18 protein-coding genes and 3 pseudogenes are annotated in these 26,590 nt (G+C 60.0%); 14 read left to right on the top strand and 7 right to left on the bottom strand.

Annotation, left to right across the window (positions count from 1 at the left end):
• Positions 1-1,329, bottom strand: a 1,329-nt coding sequence (locus tag IF809_RS33675; protein WP_462839698.1) for a DUF5695 domain-containing protein, incomplete at its 3' end; no start/stop codon positions are given.
• Positions 1,330-1,738: 409 nt separating this feature from the next.
• On the opposite strand from IF809_RS33675, the pseudogene IF809_RS33680 reads away from it, so the two are divergent.
• Both IF809_RS33680 and IF809_RS33685 read left to right on the top strand, forming a co-directional pair.
• Positions 1,739-1,969 (top strand): annotated as a pseudogene (locus tag IF809_RS33680) (transposase); the annotation flags it as partial.
• A 53-nt stretch (positions 1,970-2,022) separates the two neighbouring features.
• Positions 2,023-2,496, top strand: coding sequence for a hypothetical protein (locus tag IF809_RS33685; protein ID WP_011084884.1), 474 nt, complete (start codon positions 2,023-2,025; stop codon positions 2,494-2,496).
• A gap of 670 nt (positions 2,497-3,166) precedes the next feature.
• Here IF809_RS33685 and IF809_RS33690 read toward each other — a convergent pair.
• The 4 genes from IF809_RS33690 to IF809_RS33705 form a co-directional block, all read right to left on the bottom strand.
• Positions 3,167-3,763, bottom strand: coding sequence for an anthranilate synthase component II (locus IF809_RS33690; protein WP_014497769.1), 597 nt, complete (start codon positions 3,761-3,763; stop codon positions 3,167-3,169).
• Positions 3,760-5,154 carry an aminodeoxychorismate synthase component I gene (gene pabB, locus IF809_RS33695; protein WP_028144144.1) on the bottom strand — a complete coding sequence of 465 codons (1,395 nt, stop codon included), beginning with the start codon at positions 5,152-5,154 and terminating at the stop codon, positions 3,760-3,762. The genes IF809_RS33690 and pabB overlap by 4 nt, the downstream gene beginning before the upstream one ends.
• Positions 5,155-5,307: 153 nt before the next feature.
• Complete coding sequence (locus tag IF809_RS33700; protein WP_011084888.1) at positions 5,308-5,625, bottom strand: Dabb family protein; 318 nt, start codon at positions 5,623-5,625, stop codon at positions 5,308-5,310.
• Positions 5,626-5,760: 135 nt separating this feature from the next.
• The gene (locus IF809_RS33705) at positions 5,761-6,396 is read right to left on the bottom strand and encodes a GntR family transcriptional regulator (RefSeq protein WP_011084889.1); all 636 of its coding nucleotides are present in this window, start codon (positions 6,394-6,396) and stop codon (positions 5,761-5,763) included.
• Positions 6,397-6,510: 114 nt separating this feature from the next.
• Between IF809_RS33705 and bioB the strand changes: the two genes are divergently transcribed.
• From bioB to IF809_RS33745, 8 genes are all read left to right on the top strand, one after another.
• A complete protein-coding gene (gene bioB / locus IF809_RS33710; RefSeq protein WP_441258792.1) occupies positions 6,511-7,506 on the top strand; it encodes a biotin synthase BioB in 996 nt (331 codons plus the stop codon).
• Positions 7,507-7,555: 49 nt separating this feature from the next.
• Complete coding sequence (panD, locus tag IF809_RS33715) at positions 7,556-7,909, top strand: aspartate 1-decarboxylase (RefSeq protein ID WP_011084891.1); 354 nt, start codon at positions 7,556-7,558, stop codon at positions 7,907-7,909.
• 76 nt (positions 7,910-7,985) lie between these two features.
• The gene (locus tag IF809_RS33720) at positions 7,986-9,140 is read left to right on the top strand and encodes an 8-amino-7-oxononanoate synthase (RefSeq protein ID WP_011084892.1); all 1,155 of its coding nucleotides are present in this window, start codon (positions 7,986-7,988) and stop codon (positions 9,138-9,140) included.
• On the top strand, positions 9,137-9,772 hold the full coding sequence (gene bioD, locus IF809_RS33725; RefSeq protein ID WP_011084893.1) for a dethiobiotin synthase: 636 nt from the start codon (positions 9,137-9,139) through the stop codon (positions 9,770-9,772). Before IF809_RS33720 ends, bioD begins: the two co-directional genes overlap by 4 nt.
• Positions 9,769-11,034 carry an adenosylmethionine--8-amino-7-oxononanoate transaminase gene (locus tag IF809_RS33730; protein ID WP_011084894.1) on the top strand — a complete coding sequence of 422 codons (1,266 nt, stop codon included), beginning with the start codon at positions 9,769-9,771 and terminating at the stop codon, positions 11,032-11,034. The genes bioD and IF809_RS33730 overlap by 4 nt, the downstream gene beginning before the upstream one ends.
• Before the next feature lie 1,246 nt (positions 11,035-12,280).
• Positions 12,281-13,159 carry a 3-methyl-2-oxobutanoate hydroxymethyltransferase gene (gene panB / locus IF809_RS33735; protein ID WP_028153345.1) on the top strand — a complete coding sequence of 293 codons (879 nt, stop codon included), beginning with the start codon at positions 12,281-12,283 and terminating at the stop codon, positions 13,157-13,159.
• A gap of 3 nt (positions 13,160-13,162) precedes the next feature.
• The gene (panC, locus tag IF809_RS33740) at positions 13,163-14,014 is read left to right on the top strand and encodes a pantoate--beta-alanine ligase (RefSeq protein WP_011084897.1); all 852 of its coding nucleotides are present in this window, start codon (positions 13,163-13,165) and stop codon (positions 14,012-14,014) included.
• A 1,036-nt stretch (positions 14,015-15,050) separates the two neighbouring features.
• On the top strand, positions 15,051-15,251 hold the full coding sequence (locus IF809_RS33745; RefSeq protein WP_014497761.1) for a hypothetical protein: 201 nt from the start codon (positions 15,051-15,053) through the stop codon (positions 15,249-15,251).
• Between the two features lie 343 nt (positions 15,252-15,594).
• On the opposite strand, the gene IF809_RS33750 is transcribed toward IF809_RS33745, so the two are convergent.
• Positions 15,595-15,798, bottom strand: coding sequence for a hypothetical protein (locus IF809_RS33750; protein ID WP_014497760.1), 204 nt, complete (start codon positions 15,796-15,798; stop codon positions 15,595-15,597).
• A gap of 396 nt (positions 15,799-16,194) precedes the next feature.
• On the opposite strand from IF809_RS33750, the gene IF809_RS33755 reads away from it, so the two are divergent.
• From IF809_RS33755 to IF809_RS33770, 4 genes and pseudogenes are all read left to right on the top strand, one after another.
• A complete protein-coding gene (locus IF809_RS33755) occupies positions 16,195-16,473 on the top strand; it encodes a hypothetical protein (protein ID WP_011084900.1) in 279 nt (92 codons plus the stop codon).
• Positions 16,474-17,205: 732 nt separating this feature from the next.
• Positions 17,206-17,592 carry an ectoine synthase gene (locus IF809_RS33760; RefSeq protein WP_011084901.1) on the top strand — a complete coding sequence of 129 codons (387 nt, stop codon included), beginning with the start codon at positions 17,206-17,208 and terminating at the stop codon, positions 17,590-17,592.
• A 1,282-nt stretch (positions 17,593-18,874) separates the two neighbouring features.
• A pseudogene (locus IF809_RS33765) lies at positions 18,875-25,408 on the top strand (amino acid adenylation domain-containing protein); the annotation flags it as partial.
• A 132-nt stretch (positions 25,409-25,540) separates the two neighbouring features.
• A pseudogene (locus IF809_RS33770) lies at positions 25,541-26,329 on the top strand (AMP-binding protein); the annotation flags it as partial.
• On the opposite strand, the gene IF809_RS33775 reads toward IF809_RS33770, so the two are convergent.
• Positions 26,293-26,590, bottom strand: a 298-nt coding sequence (locus IF809_RS33775) for a transposase (RefSeq protein ID WP_462839699.1), incomplete at its 5' end; no start/stop codon positions are given. The pseudogene IF809_RS33770 and the gene IF809_RS33775 overlap by 37 nt on opposite strands.

Here is a 26,590-nt window from a genome sequence, read left to right on the forward strand (position 1 = left end):
CTTGGTCGCGAGGTAAGCGGGCTTGCTCAGCCCGGGATCATCACACGTCACCTCGTAGATGCGCCAACCCTTGATCCGGTCGTAATTGTCCGGGCCAAGCAGGACCTGCGTCTCCATATTCCACTCGCCAAACAAACCGTCGTACCATTTGGACGGGTCACGATGCTGCCGCTTCACGATGAAGGTTGCGCGCTTCTTCATCATCGTCTCGACGGGCTCGGTAGCGGAGAATTCAAGAAATGTCTGGCGCGCACCCGGCTGGTGCAGGGTCAGCCGGTTCTCGCCCAATCGCGAAAAGCGAACCCGCCACAGGCGCCTGCCAGCCCGATCCGGCAACCGTTGCACCACCGTGTCGCCGGTAAATTCCGCTTCGATTCGCTCCACCGGAATGGAGGACGCGAGCGCGATGTCGACATGCAGGTCATTGGGAACCGTCATGCCCGGCATCACTTCCACGTCCACCAGACCGGCGTCCGCGATAGCCCTGCGCGCCGCCTCGTAATTGGCAACCCATTGGAAGCGGAGACGGTAACGCCGTTGCTCGGCCGGCGACAGGGACAGGGAATGCGTCGGCTGTCGCCAGCGAGTCCCCGCCGCCACTGCCTCGCCGGCGGCCGCTCCGCCCAAGATGTAGGCGCACCACGTCCCACTGGCTTCGGCCGAATCCTTGTGGACATCCCAATATTCCAGTGACGTGTCCGCTTCCGGTAAGAGCATGAGGAAGGGGCCGGTGCTGTTGCCGCGAATCCAGAAGATGTGCGATCCATGCCCCGAGACGAAGCTGTGCTTCAAAACAGCCACCGATGCCGGTTGCCCTGCCGGAAATTCGGTGTTCATCGGCATGGGAAAATAGAGGTCGCCAACCTCCACGCTCGCCATGCCGTCGTTCCGCAGCATGATCTCCCACGTCAATCCAGCCTCGTCGACTGCGAGGCGGGTCGTGAGAAGGACGCCGGCATCGCGGGCTGCTAGTTCAAGGGCCGCGCTATGCATCGGCTTCGTTGCATCAACGCCGGTTCGAAGCGTATGCCACTCGGATCCGGCACGCCGAACTCTAGCGTGAGCCGTCCCCAGCACGGCTCCAGGCAGAACATAATCCGTGTCATACGCATCGTTACGATAACGCAAGGAGGTAATGCCGTCTTGTGTGCACCCAACGACGAAGGGAGAGTCGACCGCCTTCAACACCATGGCAACCTTGCGCTGCGGCCGATTGGGTGTAGGCAGCGTAACGCCCCCGAAAAACGCGCTACCCAAGAAGCTACTGCCCAACAGCATCGTACGACGCGTATACGTCCAGGCTTTAGACATGGCTTTAGACTTCGTCATCAACCGTATCCGGGATCGCTCCATACGGATGATCAAGGCGTGCCGTTTCCCGCCGTAAACGTCAACGCGACAAAGCGACATACGTTCTCAAGTACCCAGCGTTCGGTTGCCACCGCTTCGTCACCATCGGTCCTCACGGTGCCCTTGGACACCAGAGCTTGCTCGCAAGGAGGCCAAGCTGCTCTTGGGCCTAGTTGCCAATGGCAAAGACCCGGTCGATGACAAAGTTCACGGCGCGCCTGAGGCATTCGGCCGAGCGCCGCCCCTCGACATTGCGCGGCTTCCACTGCCTGCTCACTACTGCGTAGTCTTACTTAATCAGAGTGTCGCGGCTTTTACCGAGAAGATTCCTATTTTTGAGAAGACTCATCTATTCGGCGTGCGGAGAGGCTGAGATGGGTCGGGTAAAATGGGGGACGTCGCGTCGAGGTTTTCGGCGTATGTTGAGGGTTTTACGAGCGTGATCGGGGACGGAGGCCGAGCCAAACCGCTTCGCGATTACTCCGCCGGTCTGATGATGCCTTGCGATCGCAAGAGTGTCGAGCCGATGGCCGCCATCACGGCTCCTGAACGGAGAGCAGCGCAACACCAGTCGTTGTTACATTTTGCCGGTCAAGGCGACTGGTTGGGTCAGCAAGTAAATTTTGTGATTTGTAGTGCGTCGGAAGGACTGGATGTAGGCCAGCTTGGGACATGAGGAACATTAATCGTGAGCTCCGCGCTCGCGAGGGCGCCATTCCGGCACCAGCGCGAGGCAGGCTGAGCGTCGACGACTTCTGTGCCCTCAAGGAAATCACCAAATATTGCCGATGCGGTTGCGGAGGCAGCGCGCGCTCTCTGCCGCGCAATCGTCTGATGCTTTGCGACGTCACCACGACTTTCACGAGATGGGCCTGCCGACATTTCGATGTCGTCGAAATCAACACTCTCTTGGGCCGAAATCTTCCGGACCTGGAAGCTCTCGCCGTTGCACAAGTGCAACGACATTTCGCTGCGATCGGCGAGGCAGACGAACGCTGGGTGGGCGATGGTATGCATCGCATCGAGGGCGAAGAGACTGAGATCTGTCCCTTCTGCGCTCAGGACCATGCGAATTCGCCGCGCATCGAGACTACCGCGCGTACTTCAGTGAGGGCTAAAGACGGCGGAGCAGAGCAATATTGTTGAAAGATACAAAAAGAGAAGGAAGGTTTATCGCGAAATGACAAGAACGCGTAGTCAAATAGCGGACCAAAGTAATGTGTTTAGTGAATGAGTGAAGGACTTGATTCCCTTTCCAGAAAGAACAAATGTTGCCGAGAAAATACAAGAGATTCTAACAAGCGCGGCGAACCGGGCGCCGGAGGAGCCTATTTTTTGACGAATATCGAAACGTTTGCGAGGCGCCGCCGGCGCACGAAGTCGTGCCTCGCGCGCTTTGCTTGTCACCTGAGCATAGGGACGTCCTTTTATGGATCCAATCAGGGCAGCAGAAGACAGCCGATGAAATTGCCGAGCTCAATCGCAACGTCGATGCGCAGCAAGCCGAGCTAAGGCGGATCTCGGATCAGATCGCAACCCTGACCCAAAGAATCGAGGGGCTGCAGAATCCGGCGCCTGTTGCTTCTCCTGCTCCTGCTGCTTCTTTGCCCCCCGCGCGCACCACATCCAAGCCGGCCAAGAGAGACGTCCGGCCCTCGAAACCGCAGGGGCTGGTTTCCGTCGGAGGCGGGCCGCTGACTGCAGAGCCAAGCACGGAACAGCGCGGATTACCACAAAATGCCTGCCATATGAGGCTTCGCCTTCCAACCACGTCGAAAACCGACGGTCCACCATCTTGATTGGCAGGCCGAGCCTCTCATTGCTCCGCGCGGTTTCGGAAATCCTGTGCGAGTCGCAAGAAGTTCTTAAGCAGGACGTGCCCCTGTGAGGTAAGTATCGACTCGGGATGGAACTGGACCCCATAGGTGGGATAATAGCCGTGCGTGAGGGCCATGATCTCGCCTTCCTCCGAACGCGCTGTCACTACGAGGTTCTGCGCACATGACTGATCAAGCGCGACGATAAGAGAATGGTAGCGTCCGACGTCAAGCGGGGTTGGCAGTCCCTTGAATAACCCTCGGCCGTCATGCGCAACGTATGAGCGCCGACCGTGCATGGGCCGACGCGCACGCGCCACCCGTCCTCCGAAAACGCTTGCAATACACTGATGTCCAAGGCAGATGCCGAGAATTGGTACGCGTCCTGAAAGTTCGCGAACCACTGCTGTCGATATTCCTGCCTCAGTTGGGGTGCAGGGGCCGGGCGATATGACCACCGCGCGCGGGTTGAGACCAACGAGCTCGCTGATGCTGATAGCGTCGTTTCGGATCACTTCCGTTGCTTCACTGAGCTTGTGGAAATAGCGGGCAATATTGAACACGAAGGAATCGTAATTATCGACGATGACAATCAAAATGCACCAGCTGGTTCAGTACCAAATGCATCAAAGATTCGCTCTGCCTTGGTGAGCGTTTCCTCGTATTCGGCCTCGGGCTTCGACAGGGCCGTTATACCGCTGCCCGCATGAAACACAGCCAGGTCGCCGTCGATCGTGACAGTGCGGATCGCAATACTGGTGTCCATGTGCCCGTTGAAGCCGATGAAGCCGATCGCCCCACAATAGACCTCTCGCGCTATGCGCTCGATTTCTGTAATAATTTCCATCGACCGCGGCTTTGGCGCTCCCGTAATGGAGCCGCCGGGAAAGCAAGCGCGGAGCAGGCTAACGGCGTCTTCGTCTCCGGCAAGTTTCCCCGTAACGATCGACACGAGATGGTGCACCGAGGCATAGGACTCGAGATTGCATAGGGCCGGAACCCCGACCGAATGCGCAGTGCAAACGCGTGACAGATCGTTACGCAAAAGGTCGACAATCATCGTGTTCTCGGCCTGATCCTTTTCGGAAGCGAGGAGAGCAGCCGCACGGCGGTGGTCTTCCTTGGGATCAGGCGAACGCGCTATCGTGCCCTTGATGGGGCGTGTCTCGACTTGTCGCCCCTCAAGTTTCAGGAATCGTTCCGGCGAACTTGATGCGATGGTCAGCTTTCCCCATCGCAGCAGGGCCGCAAAAGGCGCCGGATTCAATGATCGTAGCTGGCAATAGAAGGCGAGCGGATCAAACGAGGTCGACAGGCGGGTGCTGAAACGCTGCGCAATATTTGTCTGGAACACGTCACCCGCGAGAATCAAGTCGATCACGCGTTGTACCGCCGCAATGTAGCCGTCGCGGCTGAAGTTCGAGCGCCACGCGCCCGCTTTGCTGGGACAACCCTTCTGTGGCGCGTTTGGACCGGCAAGCAATGCTGCAAACTCGTCGGCTCGACGAAGCGCTCGTTCGCTCCGTCGCACGCGATCCTGCTCCGGCCATCCGGTCGAGACGATCCAGCATTTGTTATCCCGGTGGTCGAAGCTGATGACCACGTCATAGAAATGCAGGATGGATTGGGGCAAACCCAGACCGGCAATTGGCGGGGCAGACAATCGCTCCAATGTCCTGTTCATGTCGTAGGCAAGGTAGCCTGCCGCTCCTCCCTGGAATGGCGGGAGATCGGGACGATGCTCTTGCGGGTACTTCGCGAGTAGCGTGCGAAGGACCTTCCATGGATCGGCCTCGAGAGTCAGTCCGTTCCAACTGGCTTGGCCGTTCGCGACCCTGTAGGTGCTGAAGGGGTCGCACGTTAGATATGAGTAGCGCCCAAGCAGCTCGTGCCTTGCTGCGCTATCGAGAAACGTGAGATGCGATCGATGCCCAAGACGTCGCATCGCTGTGACAGGTTCAACCCACTGCAACTCGCGAACGTACATCGGGTTATCGGTCACAGGCGGCTGACGTCGTGAAAGTGCCGTTCCATCTGTTGCCCCACCGATGAGAATGACTCTTATCTGTGCTGGGCCGAAACATGAGGCCCATTGCCAAGTTACGCCGGCGGCGGACTTTTTGCTGCGACAGCACCAGGATCATCCTGCCGTGGAGGCGAAAGGGGTATCTGTTGATACATCGTAGTCGGCCGCGAACCGCAGCTCGCGGAGCGGTCGGACCCGTTTAATCGATTCCTGGTAGAGATCGTGCGCTTTGTACGCTGCGAGCTCTGTCTCGCTGTCGAACTCACCATAGACCACGATGTCGATATCGTTGCCGAGCTGATCGGTCTTGCGGTTACGGGCAACCTCAAGCCGGCGCGCATGCGGTATCGTGCTGAGAAGCGAAAGACCTTCGATGATCTGGTGGATATGCGCCTCGTCCTTGGCGCTGAAGAAAACGATGTGACGAATCATGGCCGTCCGTGGAGATGTCGCTAGCGGGTGCCATAACTATCTGGGAATAGATTCGGTTGCAATGAGGCTAGTCGCTTGCCGCATGATCGTCGCTTGCAACCGTCGGCGATCTGCAATGGAGCTTGCCAGATTTGCTCAGGACGCCGGAAGGGCAAGTCGCTCAATGGTTTGAATGTGCCGCGTGAGCAGGTTACAGGCGTGATCGACGTTGCGCGTTCGCAGGGCTTGCAGAATCAGGCGGTGATCTTGATTGGAGCGCGGTCGCCAGCCCACCGATCGCGCCATCGCGAACACCAATCGAGAATTGGCAAGCTGCAATCCATCGAGGCTCGCGAGCAGACGCGGCATTCCGCACGGCGCGACCAAGGCTTGGTGAAAGGCGCGGTTGGCCATCTCAAACTCCTCGATCGTCTTTGCATTGTCTCCTTCGATTAGGGCGAGCTCGATTTGAGCCAAATGAGCTGTTGTCAGTCTTGGCCCCGAATGGCGCAATGCCACCACCTCGAGCGCGGCGCGCATTTCGGCGATCTCCTTCACTGAACGGGTATCGAGCGGGGCAACCCGAACACCGCGACGCGGCACAGCGACAACAAGATGTTGTGCCTGCAGGTGCCGAAAGGCCTCGCGCACGGGGACGTGGCTGGAATTGAATTCTCGTGCAACGTGATCCTGACGGAGTGGTGCGCCTGGCGCTAAGGCGCCGCTGATAATGCGCTCAGCGATTGAGTCCGCGATGCGCGCGACCATCGTCATGTTGTCAGCAGTGATCATAGATTATCTACCGCAATAATCGGTGCATTTGCGAGGCAGCTCGATTAGCATCTCTTCGAGGGCGATGACTATAGATAATTCACGCGATTATCTACAACTGAGCGAGATTGGGTTATGGATGCTGCTGTGCAAGTCCAACGAAAGAAAGCTAGCAACGGGGCGCAGGTTCGTAATCATTGGAACGTCGAAGAGGCTAAGGCGCTCTACGACCTTCCTTTTGCCGACCTGATGCTTCAGGCGCAGCGCGCTCATCGCAAGAACTTCGATCCAAACCACGTCGAAACTGCGAGCCTGCTCAGCATCAAGACCGGCGGCTGTCCGGAGGACTGCGGCTACTGCTCGCAAAGCGCGCATTACGCGACCGGCCTGAAAGCGACCCGTCTGATGCGTTGCGCCGATGTGGTTGCGACCGCACAGCGCGCGAAGGATGCCGGCGCTACGCGCTTCTGCATGGCCGCGGCCTGGCGCACGCCAAAAGATCGCGATCTTGATTCCGTCTGCGACATGGTCAACGCGGTCAAAGGTCTCGGCATGGAAACGTGTGTCACGCTCGGCACGCTGACACCGAAGCATGCCGCGCGCCTCGCCGAGGCCGGCCTTGACTTCTACAATCACAACGTCGACACATCGCCCGAGTTTTACAGCAAGATCATCACCACCCGCAGCCTCCAGGACCGCATCGATACGCTGGCGCATGTGCGCGATGCCGGCATCAAGATCTGCTGCGGCGGGATTATCGGCATGGGCGAGCGCGTCGAGGACCGCCTAGGTATGCTCGTGTTGCTCGCCAATCTTCCCAACTATCCCGAAAGCGTGCCGATCAACCTGTGGAACAAGATTGAGGGCGTACCGGTGGAAGACACCGCGGAGCCTCCCGATCCGATCGCGCTGGTCCGGCTGCTGGCGACCGCGCGGGTCATGATGCCGAGGAGTGTGGTTCGCTCGTCCGCCGGGCGGCAATACATGACCGATGAATTGCAGGCGCTTTGCTTCTTGGCCGGCGCAAATTCAATCTTCGTCGGCGACGTGCTCTTGACCACCAATAACCCGAAAGTTGATCGCGACGCGGATCTGCTGGCCCGGCTCGGCATCACGTCCGGGCTCGCCTGACGGAAGCAGCGCGCCCAATATGTTGCCCCTACACCAGCCTAGGTGAGAAATGCAGATAACTTTGATGAAGGGCAAAATCCATCGCGCCTCAGTGACCGAAGCTGATCTGCACTATGAAGGCTCGATCTCGATAGATCGTACGCTCCTGGAGGCAGCAGGAATGGTGATCAACGAGCGCGTCGAAATCTACAATGTAGAAACAGGGACGCGCTTTGCCACCTACGTGATCGAGGCGCCGCCGATGTCTGGTACGATGAGCCTGAACGGTGCGGCTGCCCGACTGGTGATGCCCGGAGACAAGATCATTATCGTTGCATATGCCTCATTCGATGAGGCCGAAGCAAAGAAGTTCAAGCCACACGTTGTGCGTGTGGACCGAGATAATCGCATCCTGGCAAGTTGAACCTAACGGGCCATCCTTCCTTCTTAAACGGCCAACGCATCTTTTGCGTGATTTGATGCGATCCTCGGAGTGATGAATGCGGTCGATCCAGACAGCAAGACTTAGTCCCTACGTCGCAGCGTTGAATGCCTTGAACGAAGATAAACGGCTGCGCTGCCTCAAGCCGCGCGTGGGGATCGATTTCGCATCGAACGACTATCTGGCGCTCGGGAACGCCTCGCGCATCAAAAAGGCGATGGTCGCCGCGCTCGAGGCGGGCACTCCGGTTGGAGCCGGCGGGTCGCGGCTTCTGCGCGGCAATTGCGAGGAGCATGAACGGCTCGAAACAGAAGCGGCTCAGTTCTTTGGCGCGGAGGCAGCGCTTTTCTTTGGAGGCGGCTACATCGCAAATTTTGCCCTCCTGACAACGCTCCCGCAGCGCGGCGATCTGCTCGTTCTCGATTCGCTCGTGCACGCCAGTATTCACGAGGGGGCGCGGGCCGGTCGCGCAGAGTGTCGAATTCACGCGCACAATGATCCCCAGTCAGTCGAAGACGCAATTCGCGCCTGGCGAAACAAAGGTGGAGCGGGCCGCGTGTGGATTGTGGCCGAAAGTCTCTACAGTATGGATGGCGACTTCGCTCCACTCGAAGAGCTAGTGGCAATCGCCGATCGCCAAGACGCGTTTCTGATCGTGGACGAGGCACATGCCACAGGCGCTTACGGGCATCAAGGACGAGGGCTCACGGCCCCTTATGACAAGCGCGAAAATCTCATCGTCGTTCATACCTGCGGCAAAGCGCTCGGTGCGGCGGGTGCACTTGTTACGGCCTCCGGCATCTTGCGCGATTTCATGGTCAACCGCTGCCGTCCGTTTATTTTTGCCACCGCCCCATCACCATTGATGGCCGTTGCCGTTCGAGAGGCACTCCTCACCCTGCAGAAAGAGCCGGAGCGGCAGCAACGGCTGGCCAAACTCGTTGCGTTCGCGCATCGGCAGATCACCTCGCTTGGTTTGCGCACACCATCGACCTCTCAGATCGTGCCCTACATCGTAGGTGACAATGCTCATGCAATGCGACTTGCCTCTGCTCTGCAGGCGCGCGGCTTCGATATCCGCGGAATTCGGCCGCCAACCGTCCCTGCAGGCACCGCCCGCTTGCGAATTTCGTTGACACTCAATGTTGGCGAAGCGGACGTGCGCGCGATGCTCGATGCGCTGGTTGAGGTGACGAGGGGCTCGTTTCGATGAATAAACGGATCGTCGTGACTGGTACGGACACCGGGGTCGGCAAAACGGTATTCTCCGCAGGGCTCGCCGGGCTTCTCGGCGCGAATTACTGGAAGCCGGTCCAGGCTGGACTCGAACAAGAGATCGACTCCGAGTGCATCCGCCGCCTCGGTGGCCTCTCGTCCGATCGGATTGTCCCGGAGCTCTATCGACTTCGGACGCCCGCGTCGCCCCATCACTCAGCGGAGATCGACGGCGTTCGCATAGATACAGAGACGCTTGGACTGCCGGACAGCGGCGAGCGGCGACTCGTGATCGAAGGCGCCGGCGGACTCATGGTGCCGCTGACAGCGCGCACGCTTTACATCGACATCTTCGAGCGCTGGCAGCTTCCCGTCGTGCTTTGCGCAAGGACGGGACTGGGCACAATCAATCACTCCCTGCTCTCCATAGAGGCTCTGCGGAAGCGTCAGATTCGAATCCTTGGGATTGCGTTCATTGGCGAAAGAAACGCCGAAACTGAAAGCGCGGTTTGCGAGATCGGGAGAGTGCGTTGGTTGGGACGGCTCCCGTGGCTTGTTCCCCTCACAAACGATAGGCTGCAGGCCGCTTTCAAAGACTCCTTTGTTAGCAGCGATTTCCTGAACCTATGAAGACAGCTAAGAGGTCGCCGATCTGGCATCCGTTCACGCAGCATGCTCTACAGCGGGATATGACGAAGGTGGTCCGGGGAGAAGGGGCCTATCTCTACACCGAAGATGGCCGACGCCTTATCGATGCAATCTCCTCCTGGTGGGTCGTGACCCACGGCCATTGCCATCCATGCATCGTGAACGCGATCCGAGAGCAGGCAGGCAAGCTCAACCAGGTCATCTTCGCCGGATACACTCACGACCCGGCTGAGCAGGTTGCGACGGAACTATTGAAGGTCACCTCCCCAGCGCTCGAACATGTGTTCTTCTCCGATAGCGGGTCCACCAGCGTCGAAGTCGCGCTGAAAATGGCGCTCGGCTACTGGCGCAATACCGGAAGAGAGCGAACCAAAATTGTGGTGATGCAGCACTCGTACCATGGCGACACGATCGGGGCGATGTCGGTAGGTAGCCGAGGCATCTTCAATGCGGCCTACGGGGCGCTGATGTTCGAGGTGACCTCGATTCCGTTCCCGGCAAGAGATTGTGAGCAAAGAGCTCTCGATGCGCTTGAAAACGCGTGTCGAAACGAACATCCCGCAGCCTTTATCGTGGAGCCCCTGATATTGGGTGCCGGTGGAATGCTGATGTATTCGCCCTCGGTGCTAAGAGAGATGAAGCGGATTTGCGAAGCCTTTGACGTCCTGTTCATTGCGGACGAGGTCATGACAGGCTGGGGCCGGACGGGTACCTTGTTTGCGTGTGAGCAGGCCGATGTCACGCCCGATATTGCTTGCTATTCGAAAGGCCTCACGGCTGGGGCGCTGCCGCTCGCCGTCACACTGTGTCGTGCCGATATTTTCGATGCGCATTATTCTGAAGATCGCACGCGTACGTTTTTTCATTCGAGCTCATATACGGCCAATCCAGTGGCCTGTGCCGCCGCCAAGGCTAATCTGGACCTATGGCAGGATCAGGAGTATCGCTGGCGGCTGGCATCCTTGGCGAGGATGCAAGAACAGGCACTCGCGCCGTTCCGCCTCGATTCACGGTTCGCAAACGTGCGGCGCACAGGAACAGTCACAGCGGTTGAACTCAACACGCGCGATGCTGGCTATCTGGCGGACATCGGTCCGAGGCTTTTGGCTTTCTTCCAAGCGCGGGATCTGCTGTTACGCCCACTCGGTAACACGATCTACGTGATGCCGCCTTACTGCGTTACGGCGGCCGATCTTGATGAAATCTATACTGCCATCCGCGACGCTGCTGACTTGCTGATGTGAGATGCACGAGACTGTGCGATCGTCTGCAGTGACAGGATCTTGGAAGGGAAAGTGCCCGTATTGCTGCTTTTGATAGTGCAACGAGGATGCAGCCCCCAACTTAAGCGCTCCCGATCCAACTGCCGCAGTAATTCTGCGGGCTAGTCATGCAAGGCGCAGCATTTGACCGAAATGTCGAGCGAATTGCGTAAATCACGATAGAGAAATCAATTATCTTGACCAAATTCTCGGCGAGGCTATCTGCGGAAAGTACTGCTTCGCGAGGCAGCCGCACATCAGAGTCAAGGCTCTTGATGGCTGCAACAACCAGGAAGACGGACCGCCGGGCGGGCCGCACCTTCGGTGCGCGCGTGGTGCTGTGGTCAGAGGGCAGCGGGGCTTCCTAGGTAAATGTCTGACAGGAGGCGAGAATGCACATTGGCTTCCGTAATTCCCTCGACCATTCAGCCACTTGCTGCGCGATATGCGGCGGAAAGTTTGGGCTGATCCGCCATTACTGCTGGCGAACGGCTCTTTGCTCGAAGAGATGCGTCAACCGCTTCAAGGCGCGGCGGGAGGCCGATCAGAAATGGCTTCGTTGGCTTCGAGCGGCTTAGGAATGGACTGAGTTGTGCCGGTACGGCCCTGGTCAGAGAATTCGAGTGGCCCTCTAGAGCACGTGGAAATCAAGTGACAGAAACATCGGCAAAAATAATCGACTTCACGGCCTACAGGGCCAGCAGGCTGGCGCGGTCTGAGCGCGTTCGCGACGACATCTACTCGACCGCGACTCTCGCTGCGCTTACGGCGGCCTGTCACCTTTGGACGTTCCTGGCCTGCCATCCGTTTGCTTTGCTCGGTGCGCAGGCGCCGAAGCAGGAGTCTCACGAGTCCCCCTAGCGGGCAGACACGGAGATGTGCCCTAAAGACGAAGTCCCCACTGCGCGCATCTGCGCTCGGTCCGGTCGCCGTCACCGTTTGGAGAGACTGCAATCAGCCCAGAAACGCGTGCAGATGGTGGCTCGTCGCGAGCGCCGCTCCTCGATTGAGGGCGCGGCTGGCATAGCCGCTGAAACTGCACGTGAAGACGAGCCATCGGGTGGTGAAATGGATGAGGAAGGTCTTGTCTCATGGTTGCGCGACCATTGGACTGTTTTTGCGCTGTTCCCCAGTTCTAGACAACTGGGATCTCCATCCTCCATGCCATTGACAGGTTTCTCCCGCGTTCTCTAGGAAGCGCCGACGGTGTGTGCGGAGCGGATTCAATATGAGCCACAGTTCAGAGCAGCCTCTAGAGCGTGTCACGATTCCGGCACTGCAGCAGTGGAAGGATAAAGGACGGCGTGTCGTGATGACCACCGCCTACGATGCGGTTGCGGCGCGCATCGCGGATCCCATTGTCGATATCATCCTGGTCGGCGATAGCGTTGGAAACGTCTGCCTGGGATTCGACAACACGCTGCCCGTCAGCGTGGCCATGATGAATCATCACCTGGAGGCTGTTGCGCGCACGAGGCCTCATGCCTTGCTTGTGGCCGACATGCCCTTTCTCAGCTTTCATGTCGGTTCTGAGGATACGATTCGCAATGCAGGAGGTTTTTTACAGCGTGGCGCCGATGCTGTGAAACTCGAGGGTGGTGCCAAACGCATCGAGATGGTACGCGCCTTGGTCGATTGCGACATTCCTGTGATGGGACATCTCGGTCTGACCCCGCAGAGCGTCAACGTCATGGGTGGATTCAAAGTGCAGGGAAGGACAACAGATACCGCCTTGCGGTTGCTCGATGACGCGCACCGTCTGCAGGAAGCCGGTTGCTTCGCGCTTGTCCTGGAGGGCATTCCTGCCGAGCTCGCGGCGCGAGCGACCGAATCTCTCACGATACCCACCATCGGGATCGGAGCAGGAGCCGATTGCTCGGGCCAAGTGCTCGTGTTTCATGATGTCTTGGGGCTAACCGAAGGCCATCGCCCCAAATTCGTTCGTGCCTATACAAATGGATTCCAGTTGTTCCAGGAGGCGCTGTCGCGCTGGGCTGCCGATATCCGCAAAGGGGCGTTCCCGGGCTCAGAGGAGTGCTATCGGCTTCCTGATCAGCTTCGGCATGCCGTCGCCAACTGGGTGCCCTCCAGTTCAACCTCAAGGTAAGAAATGAAAGTAATTACGAAGGTGGCTGAGCTGCGTCGCGCCCTTGCAGACGTTCGCAATGCCGAAAAGCGCATCGGATTCGTTCCGACGATGGGATACTTGCACGACGGCCACCTGGCCTTGATCTCGGCCAGCCGGGAACACTGCGACGTCACTGTCGTTAGCATCTTCGTCAACCCCACTCAGTTCGGCCCAAATGAGGATCTCAGCAGGTACCCCCGCGACTTCGCGCGCGATGAAGCGTTATGCGGCAGTGCCGGGGTCTCCATCATCTTCGCGCCAAGTGCAGAGGAGATCTATCCGGCTCAATTTGAGAGCTTTGTCGAGCCGGGCGAACTCGCAAAGCCGCTCTGCGGAGCTTTCAGGCCTGGACATTTTCGTGGTGTAGCGACCGTCGTCTGCAAGCTATTCAACATGGTGCAGCCGGACGTCGCGTACTTTGGACAGAAGGATTTTCAGCAATGCGCGGTAATACGCCGCATGACGGTTGATCTGAATCTTCCGATCGAGATTGTCACTGTGCCAACCGTGCGGGAGCCAGATGGGCTGGCAATGAGCAGTCGCAACCGTTATCTCTGCCCGGAAGAACGTGATCGGAGCTTGGCGATCAGCCGTGGCTTGTTCGCCGCAGCGCATGAGTTTGCCTCAGGGGAACGCGACGCCGCAACGCTGATTGCGCTTGCAAGAAGGCATTTGGAAAGGGTCGATCGACTACAGTACCTTGAGCTTGTCGACCCTGGGACTCTAAGGATTGCTGACAGCCCTCTGCGCTATCCGGCGGTGCTCTGTGTCGCAGCGTACGTCGGCTCCACGCGGTTGATCGACAATGTAGTCCTGTCCTGGTCGCCATCGTAGCGAGATCCGCAAGTGATTGCGCTCAGGAGCAGTCGAACCGGATGGGCTGGCCCTGAAATCCTCAACATCCTGGAAGAACTCTCGAAGACGATCCGGAACTGCCCTTTGCGTGCTGAACAACTCCCCCACGCTCGAGCTCATGATGTCGGTTGGAGATTGGCTCTGCCGCTGACGGGGTGGAGCGAGGCGGGGCCGCTCCACGCTGCCGAGATCATCCGCCTGCAAGCGGGCATCGCCAAAGGACGCTCAAAATCGTGTGCTGCCAATACGTGCGATTATGGATCAACAACCACGCGCCCATGACCATGAAATTACTTCACGATGGCGCAGACGACCTCGTCAAGCTGCAAAAAGCCGAAGCTCCCTAAGAGCGGCCAGGGGCGAGTCAAGGGGGCAGTGAAGCGCGGGCGCCGGATCCTGGCCCGATTTCGTCGCCAGACGTCGGGCGGGCGCTGGTTTTTGACGCAAAGATATGCTTCACCGCAAGAATTGGTCGCGATGTCCCTCTACAGTGTAGGATGCCAGGCGCTCGGGTTTGGAGCCGATAGGTGCCGTCTTGTGAAACGACATCGGAGCAGTGGCAAGCTATTTCTACCAACTCCATCGGGGCAGGTATGCCGAAGCGCAGCAGGCGCGATAAACGGCAAATCCTCTGGCCGCAATTGAACCTGATGAGGCTCGGCAACGAGCTAGCACCGTGCGAGCATTGGCCTGCGGCAGCCGCCCAGTCAGTCCGGCGCGCAATAGATGGCCGAGCATGCTGTACATCATCGCAGAGCATGATCGCAGGGAGCTCACATTGGCCTCTGAGCTCTAGCAAGCTTGTCTGCTAGGCCCAGACGGCCGACGAGAAGACAAACGCAGGCCGATCAAGCGAGCTGCCGCAATGGATCAGCGATCGCAGAGGTGCTGGACATTGCACCGCGCTGGAAATCGGCCGACCGGCAGTCGCGGAGGCTCATGCGCTCCGATGTACTTGAGTTGCGGTCCAGCAAATGCCCATTATCTTCCCCGATGGTATGAGGGAGATCTCTCAATGCTGGACGTTGGCACGATCACGCTTCTGCGCACGATCCTGGATGAGGTTTGCGTGAGCGTCCCACCGTATGACGCCGGCGTCCGCGCCTACGTTGCCTCCAGAATCCTGGAGGCCGCCACCAGAGGTGAGACGCGCCCCGATCTGCTTAAACAGATCGGTCAGGAAGCTCTTTCCAGAGCACCAACGATGTGGCGATAGATCTAGGACATGGCTTGTCATTGAGGTGAATTTCCAAGTCACAGTGCTGAAGATCCAGCTCGCAGAGTGTATCGTGGTCGCAAATCGATGGTGGCCTAACGTCACCCAAGACGCGGCGTTATCTGATGTGAATCGGTTGGCGCGCTGCTCGGTGCCCGGCCGATCCTTGAAACGAGAGAGCAGCTCGCACAGCAGACGCCGCATCCAAGCCTTGGCGCGCACCCTTGCGCGCCACGATGCCGGTGAGGCGACGCTCCAATAACCTTCGTCCGGAAACGGGGGCGAAGTCAGTGTTCGGCGCCGGAGCGCCGTCAACTCACGCGAGCCGGTGCGCCGTTGCTGTTTACTCCTGTGTGAGCGCCGCAAGTGCCCTTTCGATCACTGTGATGTCTTGACTGACCTGAGCGATCGCTGGCTTCGGATCAATGCCGGTAACGCAGTTCAACTGCTGCAGCAACTCCCGCCGATGCGCCAGAAGGTTCTCCAGCGCGCTGCGGTTGTTTAGTTTCACATAGCCGTCGACAATCAGTCCAATCGAAAGAGACATCGAAACTCTCAAACAAAGCTGTTCTCAACGAAGATGCGTATAGCACATCGGCAAACGATGTTCAGCTCCTCGGAAGAGAATACTGACGGGCGAGCTTGTTAGCGACAAGCGTCCGGCGCCGGGAGCGTGACCGACTATTCCTTGCGCCTTCCAAGCGCCCAGCTCTGTTTGAGCGACTAGCCGAGCAGAAAGACGGCGTATGGTGAGCCAAGAACGCTGCGGGTCGTGGCGATGGAAATGCTACGCTAGCGGAAGGAGTGTTGTCACGAACTGCCATTGTCCTTATCTGCCCGCCGAACGGCTTCCGAGATGCGATGGCGGGTGGCGCGTTGATCGACGACATGCTCGCCTGAATATCTCTTCGTAGAGATTGCGACGACCTCAGGAGCGTCCAGGATGCTCGATGAATATTTGGCCCGCATTCGTGCTCACCGCACAAACATCCACCGCTATCGTCGCCTGCTGAAGTCGAACCTGTCGGATGTCGAACGTCAGTTCATCGAAAAACGCCTCACCGAAGAGCAGACCGCGCTGGAGTTCCTTTCAGCCGAGACCTTCCCGCTCGCGTTTAGCCTCCGGAAGGGGCGGACATGCCGGCAAACTAGTCGCGGAGCCGCGAACGACGCGCGCGTTCCGGGCGGCCTGATCCGAGGCGCGGTGGGACCCCACGGCTGACCCTCCCAGCTGCGCATCCTCAAAAACCGCTCTGTACCGCGGGCTGTACCTAATTTGCGGGTTCTGATCGCGGCGGGCTTTGTCGAGTCCGATCGCCAAACACTTTCGAGCAGCATCACTGACTTCAATCCGGGACCTCTTCACCAGCGGATTAAAAAGCACCACTGTTCGACCGGTTCTCGCTCAGGACTTGTTTGTACTCGGCCATATCTCGGCAGTTTGTTAGATTGGCTACACGCCTAGCCAAATCGTTCTCACTAGCCAGCTGAGACAGCCACAACTTCATCGTTCATCGGTCTGCGACCACGGCATGAGATTTGCTCTGCTGGCTGAAACGCTGCGGAACCGTATTCGCGGCGAGAGGCACAGCAAGGAAGGAAACGACTTGCCAAATCTGCGAGTGGAGACAGTTTATGTCGGCGGCAGTATCTCCAGCAGCATTCTGGTGAATACACAGGCAAGCGGCGGTACCGCCCGAGACGTGGTACATCAAGTTGGTACGCGCCGATCGGCTGCGAAATACCCTCGTACCGATATTTTTACTAGTCGCCGTCGGGCAAATGGCAGGCCTTTTGCGTGTAGCCGATCCCGTAGGACTACTGCCCAGGTTCTCCGCGGCCGACGGTCGGTTGTTTCGACGGAGACCGCAGTCGGCCGCGCGACAGGGAAGGCGCCGTTCCGGAGCAGAACAACGGCCTCCAGCTTTTGGATCAATCAGAATCGGGCAACACCATGATTGTGCGTAGTCTGCACGACATTGAAGCAACCGATCACTTCGTCGATTGGGGCAATAGTACGAGCCACCGCCTTCTGACGGATAAGGACGGCATGGGTTTTAGCATCTGCCACACCATCGTGCGCGCTAACACCGTTTCTCTTCTGCAATACCGGAATCATCTCGAAGCCTGCTTCTGCATCGGTGGAGAGGGCGAGGTCGAGGACATGGACGGCAATGTCTTTCCTATTCGCCGAGGCGACATGTATGTGCTTGACAAGCATGACAAGCATCTCCTGCGCGGGGGACCGGACAAGGACATGATCCTCGTTAGCATCTTCAACCCGCCCCTCACCGGAACCGAGCGCCACAAGCTGGACGACCCGGCAGGCTCCACATATTGAGCGATGCGAAGAAACGCCAATCCAATATGAACTGCCGCTAATTGCGAGAAACATTTACTCGAGCGATCCAGCACTGGCTCGTACCGCACGCGCGGACTTTTTACGAAATGCCCACGCGATGCGGTTAGGTTGAGCTGACAAATTTACTTTGGCATTCCAGGTCCCTTTTTTTCTTGTCCGGAATACCCGGCGGGCGGGGTCTTGTGCGATTGATAGCGCGCTTAGTTGTACGATGTCTGGCGACGCTGTTGGACAGCTGACACAGCACCGCTGTGGCTATCGCATTGATTGCACTCGATTTCACCTTTGGCACGATACATGCGTAATCGTCTAAAGGGCGCCATAGAGGAGAAGTCGTTCGATGAGAACGCTTACCAGAAACGCTGACGCGCTTGAGTAGCAGCTGCGATACCGCCGCCACCATATTTGGTGGTGCGGAACGTTGGCGGAAGATTGAGTGATCCGCTTTGGCGAAGGGTTTCGTCACATCAATGCAGGCCAGCCAAAGCCCGAAAACAGATCCGAACCGATGTGAGCGATTTGCGTGAATCAAGGAAGACGCCGTCCGATCTTGAGCGATGATCAGGTGCAGAGCATATCTGCCGCGGATGAACTGCGGGCGCGTGGGGAGGAGTTTTGGCGACGGCGGCTCGAGCAGTTTAGCAGATTGCATCCGCCTTTCGTGTCATCGTCCGTGGCTGCGGCGCCGTCCCGATGGCAGTCGAGTTCATGGTTTAGCCCAAGCGGTTTGGCTATTTCCCCACAAGATCGCTCGGAATATTTGGTAGCAGCTTGGCTGATCTATCTCGCTCGGATCACGGGGCAACAAGAGTTTCAACTGGGATGGAAGCCTGCATGGGACCGATTGCAAACCGGCTCCAAACTCGTGATGGCCTCCGTCGTGCCGATGGATGTTCGCATTGAGCTTGCTCATGATTTTGAAGAAGTACGCAAAACCGTAGCGGCCGAAGTCGCTCAGCTGAGGGCGCACGCTAGCTTTGCCCGAGATCTTATAGCGCGCTGCCCGACATTGCGAGGAGTGGTGGCGCTACGGGCGCGCCAGCCTTGGCCGATTGGCATTGCAATCACGACAGAGAGCTGTCACGCCGCTGATGCTCTGACGACGAACCACAAAGCTGGGCATGCCTTGTGCGGCGATTTGCTGACCTTTGAGGTTTGCGCTCTGGATGGGAGCTTCCGCTGGCATTTTGATGCCGCTCGATTAGCACCGAAGCAGATCGACCGCATGACGCAGCATTTGCAAACTTTGTTACGCGGCGTGATGGCCGATGCTGGGCAGCCTGTCGGCCGAATAGACATTCTGGCCGCCGACGAACGCACGTATCTACTTGAGGATTTGAATCGGACGGCGGCGCCTTATCCGTTTGAGCTATGTATCCATGAGCTGTTCGAGGCGCAGGTGCAAAAGGCACCGGAAGCGGTGGCGGTGGTCTATGAGAAGGAGAGACTGAGCTATGGCGAGCTCAATGCGCGGGCCAACCGGCTGGCGCATCATTTGATCGAGCTCGGGGTCAAGCCGGACCAGCCGGTGGCGATCTGCCTCGAACGCAGCCTGGCGATGGTAGTTGGTCTCTTGGCGATCCTGAAAGCGGGCGGCGCGTATCTGCCGCTAGATCCGGCTTATCCGTCGGCGCGGCTGCGGCAGATTGTTGGCGATGCAGAACCGAAACTGCTGCTTTGCGATGTCGCCGGTCGAACCGCATTGGGCGCCGAAGCCGTGGCCGATGTGACGGTGGTCGATCTGGAGACGGCGACCCCGACTTGGGGCGAGCGGCCGCCTTCGAACCCGGACCCGGGCGCGCTTGGCCTTTCATCGCGCCATCTCGCCTATGTCATCTATACCTCCGGCTCAACCGGAATCCCCAAGGGCGTGGAAATGTCCCATGGCGCGCTTGTGAATTCGCTTGCGGGGATTGGCACGTCAAAACTGCGCACACTTCAATTCGCGACCCTGAACTTCGATGTGTCCTGTCAGGAATTGTTCATCTGTTGGAAGGACGGCGGAGTGCTTGTGCTCGTGCGGGAAGAGACCCGGAGGCACTTCTCCGACCTGCTGGAATTTATAGAGCGGGAGGCGATAGAGCGGCTTTTCCTCCCGTTCGTGGCATTGAATCATTTTGCGGAAGTCTGGAGCGCGCAGCGCGTGCAGCTGCCCTCTTTAAGAGAGCTTTATACAGCCGGCGAGCGATTGCAGGCCACTCCACTGCTTAGGACGTTCTTCGAAGCACATCCGAACGCGAGATTGATCAATCAATATGGGTCCACGGAAATCAGCGTCATTTCCGAGCACCACCTTGCAGCTGATCCGTCATGTTGGCCCCAGATGCCTCACGTCGGGCGTCCAATCGTCAACACGCGGGTGTACCTGCTGGATGGCCATGGCGCGCCCGTGCCGTTCGGTGCGGTCGGCGAGCTTTACATTGGCGGGGCGGGGGTGGCACGGGGCTACCTGAACCGCCCTGAGCTGACCGCGGAGCGGTTCATCGCCAGTCCCTTTGTCGAGGGCGATCGGCTGTACCGGACCGGCGACCTTGCCCGTTATCTGCCGGACGGCAATCTTGAGTTCCTGGGCCGTAACGACGATCAGGTGAAGATTCGCGGCTACCGCATCGAGCCGGGTGAGATCGTCGCGCGGCTCTGCGAGCACGCCTGGGTGCGCGAGGCGGTGGTGCTGGCGCGCGAGAACGACGCCGGTGACAAGCATCTGATCGCCTATGTGGTCTGCGCGCCCGAAGCCGGCTCGGATGAGGGCGGTGGAGGCGGGCTTGCGGGCGCCTTGCGCGCGCACTTAAGTGCGCGACTGCCGGACTACATGGTCCCGAGTGCGTTCGTGCGGCTGGCCGCGCTTCCGCTGACGGTGAACGGCAAGCTCGATCGGAACGCGCTGCCGGCGCCGGCCGATCAGGCCTATGCGCTGGCGGCCTACCAGTCGCCGCAAGGTGCGGTCGAGACGGCGCTGGCGCAGATCTGGGCCGAGCTCCTTGGTGTCGAGCGCATCGGGCGCAACGACCACTTCTTCGAACTGGGCGGCCACTCGCTCTTGGCCGTGCAGATGTCGAGCCGGCTGTCACAGGCTGTCGGGGTCGAACTGCCACTGTCGACGCTGTTCGCAAGGCCAGTGTTGAGTGACCTGGCGGCAAGCATCGTCGAGCTGTTGAGCTGCTCGGGTCCGCAAGAGCTGCCGTCGATTGCAGCCGTGTCGCGGCATGAGCCGCTTGTGCTGTCGTTTGCGCAGCAGCGGCTATGGTTTTTGGCTCAGCTGAACGAAGGCAGCACCAACTATCACATTCCGCTGGCCTTGCGATTGCGCGGGATGCTCGACCGCAGCGCCTGGCAGCGCAGCCTTAACCGTCTGTTTGCACGTCATGAGGCGCTGCGCAGTGTGTTTGTCGCGACCCAGGGCAAGCCCCGGGTTGAGGTTTTGCCGCCGGACGCGGGTCTGCCAATAGTTGAGCATGATCTGCGGGAGAGATCGGATGCGGAAGCGGCATTTTTGGATCTGTGCCATGAAGAGGGGCGCACGCCATTCGATCTTGCGCGCGGTCCGCTGATCCGCGGTCGGCTGATCCGCACCGCCGACGAGGAACACGTCTTCCTGCTGACCCAGCATCACATCGTCTCGGACGGTTGGTCGATGGGCGTGCTGCTGCGTGAACTTAGCCAGCTCTACCGGGCATTCCAGGCCGGGCAGGACGATCCTCTGCCGCCGCTTGCGATCCAATATCCGGATTACGCCGCCTGGCAACGCCAATGGCTGTCGGGGGAACGGTTGCAGCAGCAGGCGCAGTATTGGCGCAGCGCGCTGGCGGGCACAGCCCGTCTTGTCTTGCCGACGGACCATGCGCGGCCTGCCCAGCAGTCGTTTGCCGCGGCCGCGGTCCCGATCACCGTCGATGCGGATTTGACGCGGGAGCTGAAGCGGCTGAGCCTGCAGCATGGCTCGACGTTGTTCATGACGGTGCTGGCGGCCTGGGCGGCGGTGCTGTCGCGTCTGTCCGGGCAGGACGATCTTGTGATTGGCGTGCCGAGCGCCAATCGGGGGCACCGCGAGATCGAAGAGCTGATCGGCTTCTTCGTCAACACTCTGGCGCTTCGGCTGGACCTGTCGGGCAAGCCGCGCGTGTCGGAGCTTCTGGAGCGGACGCGGCGCACGGTGCTGGCTGCGCAGGAGCATCAGGACCTGCCGTTCGAGCAGGTGGTGGAGATCGTGCAGCCGCCCCGGGCTCTTGATCACACACCGTTGTTCCAGGTGATGCTGGCCTGGGAGAACAATGCGGTTGGGCCATTGGACCTGCCGGGGCTGAGTGTCGAAGCTGCCGGGGAGGAGATTGATCAGGCCAAGTTCGATCTGGAGCTGAGCCTTGGCGAGCATGGCGAGGAGATCGCCGGAACGCTGGGTTATGCCACGGCGCTGTTTGATCAGGCGACGATCGAGCGGCAGCGTGGTTATCTGCTGGCGCTGCTGCGGGCGATGGCAGCCGATGCGCAGCAAGAGGTCCACCGGATTGAGCTGCTCTCGACTGCCGAGCGCACGTATCTGCTGGAGGAGCTGAACCGGACGGCGGCGCCGTATCCTGCGGAGCGGTGCATCCACGAGCTGTTTGAAGTGCAGGTGCACAAGGCGCCGGATGCGGTGGCGGTGGTCTGCGAAGATGAGCGGCTGAGCTACGCCGAGCTCAATGCGCGGGCCAATCGCCTGGCGCATCACTTGATCGCCCTCGGGGTCAGGCCGGACCAGCCGGTTGCGATCTGCGTCGAGCGCAGTCCGATGATGGTGGTGGGGCTTTTGGCGATCCTCAAGGCCGGCGGGTCGTATATGCCGCTGGATCCGGCCTATCCGTCGGCGCGGCTGCATCAGGTGCTCGACGATGCGGCGCCGCCGCTGCTGCTGGCCGATGTGGCCGGCCGTGCCGCCTTCGGCGCGGATGTGCCGGCCAAGGTGAGCGTGGTGGAGCTCGATGCTGCGGCGCCGGCCTGGGCCAGCCTGCCGGAAGCGGATCCTGATCGGCGCGCGCTCAGCCTGACCTCCCGCAATCTCGCCTATGTGATCTACACCTCGGGATCCACCGGCAGGCCAAAAGGGGCACAGAATGAGCATCGGGCTATCGTTAATCGCCTGATCTGGATGCAGGACGCCTATGGTCTGAAACCAACAGACGTCGTGTTGCAGAAGACGCCATTTAGCTTCGATGTCTCGGCCTGGGAGTTCTTTTGGACTTTGCTTGAAGGGGCAACGCTGGTACTGGCGCCGCCCGGTGCGCACAGAGATCCCGATACGTTGGTCGACTTGATCGTCAGCCAGCGCATCACGACGGTTCACTTCGTGCCATCCATGCTGGTCAGCTTTTTGGATGCGAAGAGTGTTGACCGCTGCACATCGCTGCGGCAGGTTTTATGCAGCGGCGAGGCGCTCCCTGCCGCCAGTGTGTATAGGGTTCGGCGCGTATTGCCCTGGACGGCCCTGCACAATCTTTACGGTCCGACTGAAGCCGCGATCGACGTGACATCCTGGAGCTGCCCGGCTGAGTTTGATGAGGCCATCGTCCCGATTGGCCGCCCTATTGCCAACACGCGGGTCTACTTGCTGGATGGTCATGGCGCGCCTGTGCCGTTCGGTGCGGTGGGCGAGCTCTGCATTGGCGGGGCGGGGGTGGCGCGGGGCTACCTGAACCGCCCTGAGCTGACCGCGGAGCGGTTCATCCCCAGTCCCTTTGTCGAGGGCGACCGGCTGTACCGGACCGGCGACCTGGCGCGCTACCTGCCGGACGGCAATCTGGAGTTTTTAGGGCGCAACGACGACCAGGTAAAGATTCGCGGCTTCCGCATCGAACCGGGCGAGATTGCGGCGCGGCTTTGCGAGCATGCCTCCGTGCGCGAGGCGGTGGTGGTGGCGCGCGAGGATGGTGGCGGCGAGCAGCGGCTCGTTGCGTATGTCGTTGCCGCCGGAGCTGAGGAATCTGATCTTGCCGGCGGTTTGCGGGCGCATGTGAGTGCGGGGCTGCCGGACTACATGGTCCCGAGTGCGTTCGTGCGGCTGGCGGCGCTTCCGCTGACGCTGAACGGCAAGCTCGATCGAAAAGCGCTACCGGCCCCGGGCGACGAGGCATATGCGCGGCGGACCTACGCGCCGCCTCAGGGCGAGATGGAGACGGTGCTGGCGCAGATCTGGGCCGAGCTGCTGGGGCTGGAGCGGGTCGGACGGCACGACAACTTCTTCGAACTGGGAGGGCACTCGCTCTTGGCGGTGCAGATGATGGAGCATCTGCGGCGGCGGTCACTGCGCATCGAGGTGCGCACCTTGTTCGTCAAGCCAGTGCTCGCGGATCTGGCCGCACGCCTGGGCCGCCATCACGAGGTGGCAGTCCCGGCCAACCTGATCACCGAGCGGAGCGTGGCGATAACGCCGGAGATGTTGCCGCTGATCGAGCTCGCGCAGGACGAGATCGACCGGATCATCGCCACGGTACCCGGCGGGGTTTGCAACATCCAGGACATTTACGGTCTGTCGCCGCTGCAGGACGGCATCCTGTTCCATCATTTGCTAGCGGCAAAGGGCGATCCATACCTCCTGATGTCGCAGATGGCGTTTGCCGAGCGTGGGCTGCTCGCGCGCTATCTTGCCGCGATCCAGCGGGTGGTAGATCGGCATGACATCCTGCGTACCTCGTTTGTCTGGGAGGGGTTGTCGCGGCCGGTCCAGGTGGTGTGGCGGAAGGCGCGACTGGAGGTGATCGAGGTCCAGCTGGATGGCGCTGATGGCGCTGGCGCTGAGCAGCTCAGGAACCGGTTTGATCCGCGCCGGCACCGCATCGAGCTCGGCCGGGCGCCACTGCTGCGGTTTGTGATTGCGCGCGAGCCCGGCAGCGCGCGCTGGCTGTTGCTGGAGCTGCAGCATCATCTGATCGGGGATCACGCAACCCGGGACGTGATGCATGCTGAAGTCCGGGCCAAGCTGGAGGGGCGCGAGCATGAGCTGACGGCGCCGCAGCCATTCCGCAATCTGGTGGCGCAGGCGCATCTACGCGGTGATGCCAAGGCGGATGAAGCGTTCTTCCGGGAGCTGCTGGCCGGCATCGACGAGCCGACCACGCCCTTCAACTTGAGCGAGGTGCGCGGCGACGGCGGCGGGGTTCGTGAGGCGTATCGGATGCTGCCGCCAGCGCTCCATGCGCGGCTGGCGGAACAGGCGCGGCGGCTGGGCGTGAGTCTGGCGAGCCTGTGCCATCTGGCGTGGGGGCAGGTGGTGGCGCGCAGCAGCGGCCGCGAGCAGGTGGTGTTCGGCACGGTGCTGCTGGGCCGCCTGCAGGGCAGCGCCGGCGCCGACCGCGCCATGGGACTGTTCATCAACACCCTGCCGCTGCGGCTTGATCTTGATGGGACCGCCGTCGAGGCGAGCGTGCGGACCACGCACGCCCGGCTGGCCGAGCTGCTGACACATGAGCATGCCTCGCTGGCGCTGGCGCAGCGCTGCAGCGCTATTGCGGCGTCGGCGCCGCTGTTCAGCACGCTGTTGAACTATCGTCACAACAAGGCGCCGGCTGTGCCCGGCTCCGGGACGGATGATGTCTTGTCGGGTATGGAATGGCTGGGCGGGGAGGAACGCACTAACTATCCGCTGACCCTGTCGGTTGAGGATTTTGGCGAGGCGCTGGGCCTCACTGTGCAGGTGGCGGAGCCAATCTCGGCGGATCGGATCTGCGGCTACATGCAGCGGTCGCTCGAGCAGCTGGCAGAGGCGCTGGAGCATGCCCCGGATACGCCGGTACGCGAGCTCGACATCTTGCCGGCTGAGGAGCGCACCTATCTGCTGGAGGATCTGAACCGGACGGAAGAGGCCTATCCAACAGAGCAGTGCGTCCATGAGCTGTTCGAGGCGCAGGTGCAAAAGGCGCCGGAGGCGGTGGCGCTGGTCTGCGAAAACGAGCGGCTGAGCTATGGCGAGCTCAACGCGCGGGCCAACCGGCTGGCGCATCTTCTGATCGAGCTTGGGGTCAAGCCGGACCAGCCGGTGGCAATCTGCCTCGAACGCAGCCTGATGATGATGGTTGGCATCTTGGCGATCCTGAAGGCGGGCGGTGCCTATCTGCCGCTGGACCCAGCCTATCCCAGCGAGCGGCTGCGTCAGGTTGTCAACGATGCCGCGCCGCGGCTGCTGCTATGCGACGTCGTCGGTCGCGCAGCACTCGGCCCCGAAGTGCTGACCGAGGTGACGGTCATTGATCTGGAGACGGCCACGCCCGCCTGGGCCGAACGGCCGGCTTCGAACCCAGACCGGCACACGCTTGGCCTCACATCCGGCCATCTCGCTTATGTGATCTACACCTCAGGCTCAACCGGAACCCCAAAGGGGGTCATGGTCCAGCATCGGGGGTTGGTCAATCTGCTGTCGGCTCAGGTCGGCCTCTTTGGCGCTTCTTCCAACAGCCGAGTCGTGCAGTTCGCCTCCATCGCTTTTGATGCAAGCGCTTGGGAGCTTCTTATGGCGTTTGGCTCCGGAGCGGCTTTGCACTTGCCTGCGGAAGAGATCCGTCAAGCGAGGAACAAGCTATCGGATTATCTCCGAAGCGAAGCCATCACCCACGCGACACTACCCCCAGCGTTGCTTCAGACGAGCAAGGATCCGGAACGTTTGGCTGCGCAAGTTCTCATTCTTGCCGGAGAGCTGCCTAGGGTCCAGACTCAATTGAGCCAATATGCGACGAGAGCGGCGAGATGAACAGCGGCCAAAAAATTACGGGCGAGCTTGTCATATCGCGTGGCGATGCGCCGGAAGTCCTTGAGCCTGCAAAAGCAGCGTTCGATGACATTTCGTCCTTTGTAGGCGCGTTTGTTGAAGCGATGGATGACGACACGGTTAGATTTATTGGGGATTACGGGCTTGGCGCCACGACGAATGATTTCGCCGCGAAGCTTGTCGCCATCATACCCTTTGTCGGCGAGGAGCACGCTCATGGGTGGCGCGAGCGCCAGGACATCG

It is taken from the genome of Bradyrhizobium sp. UFLA06-24 (assembly GCF_054967145.1).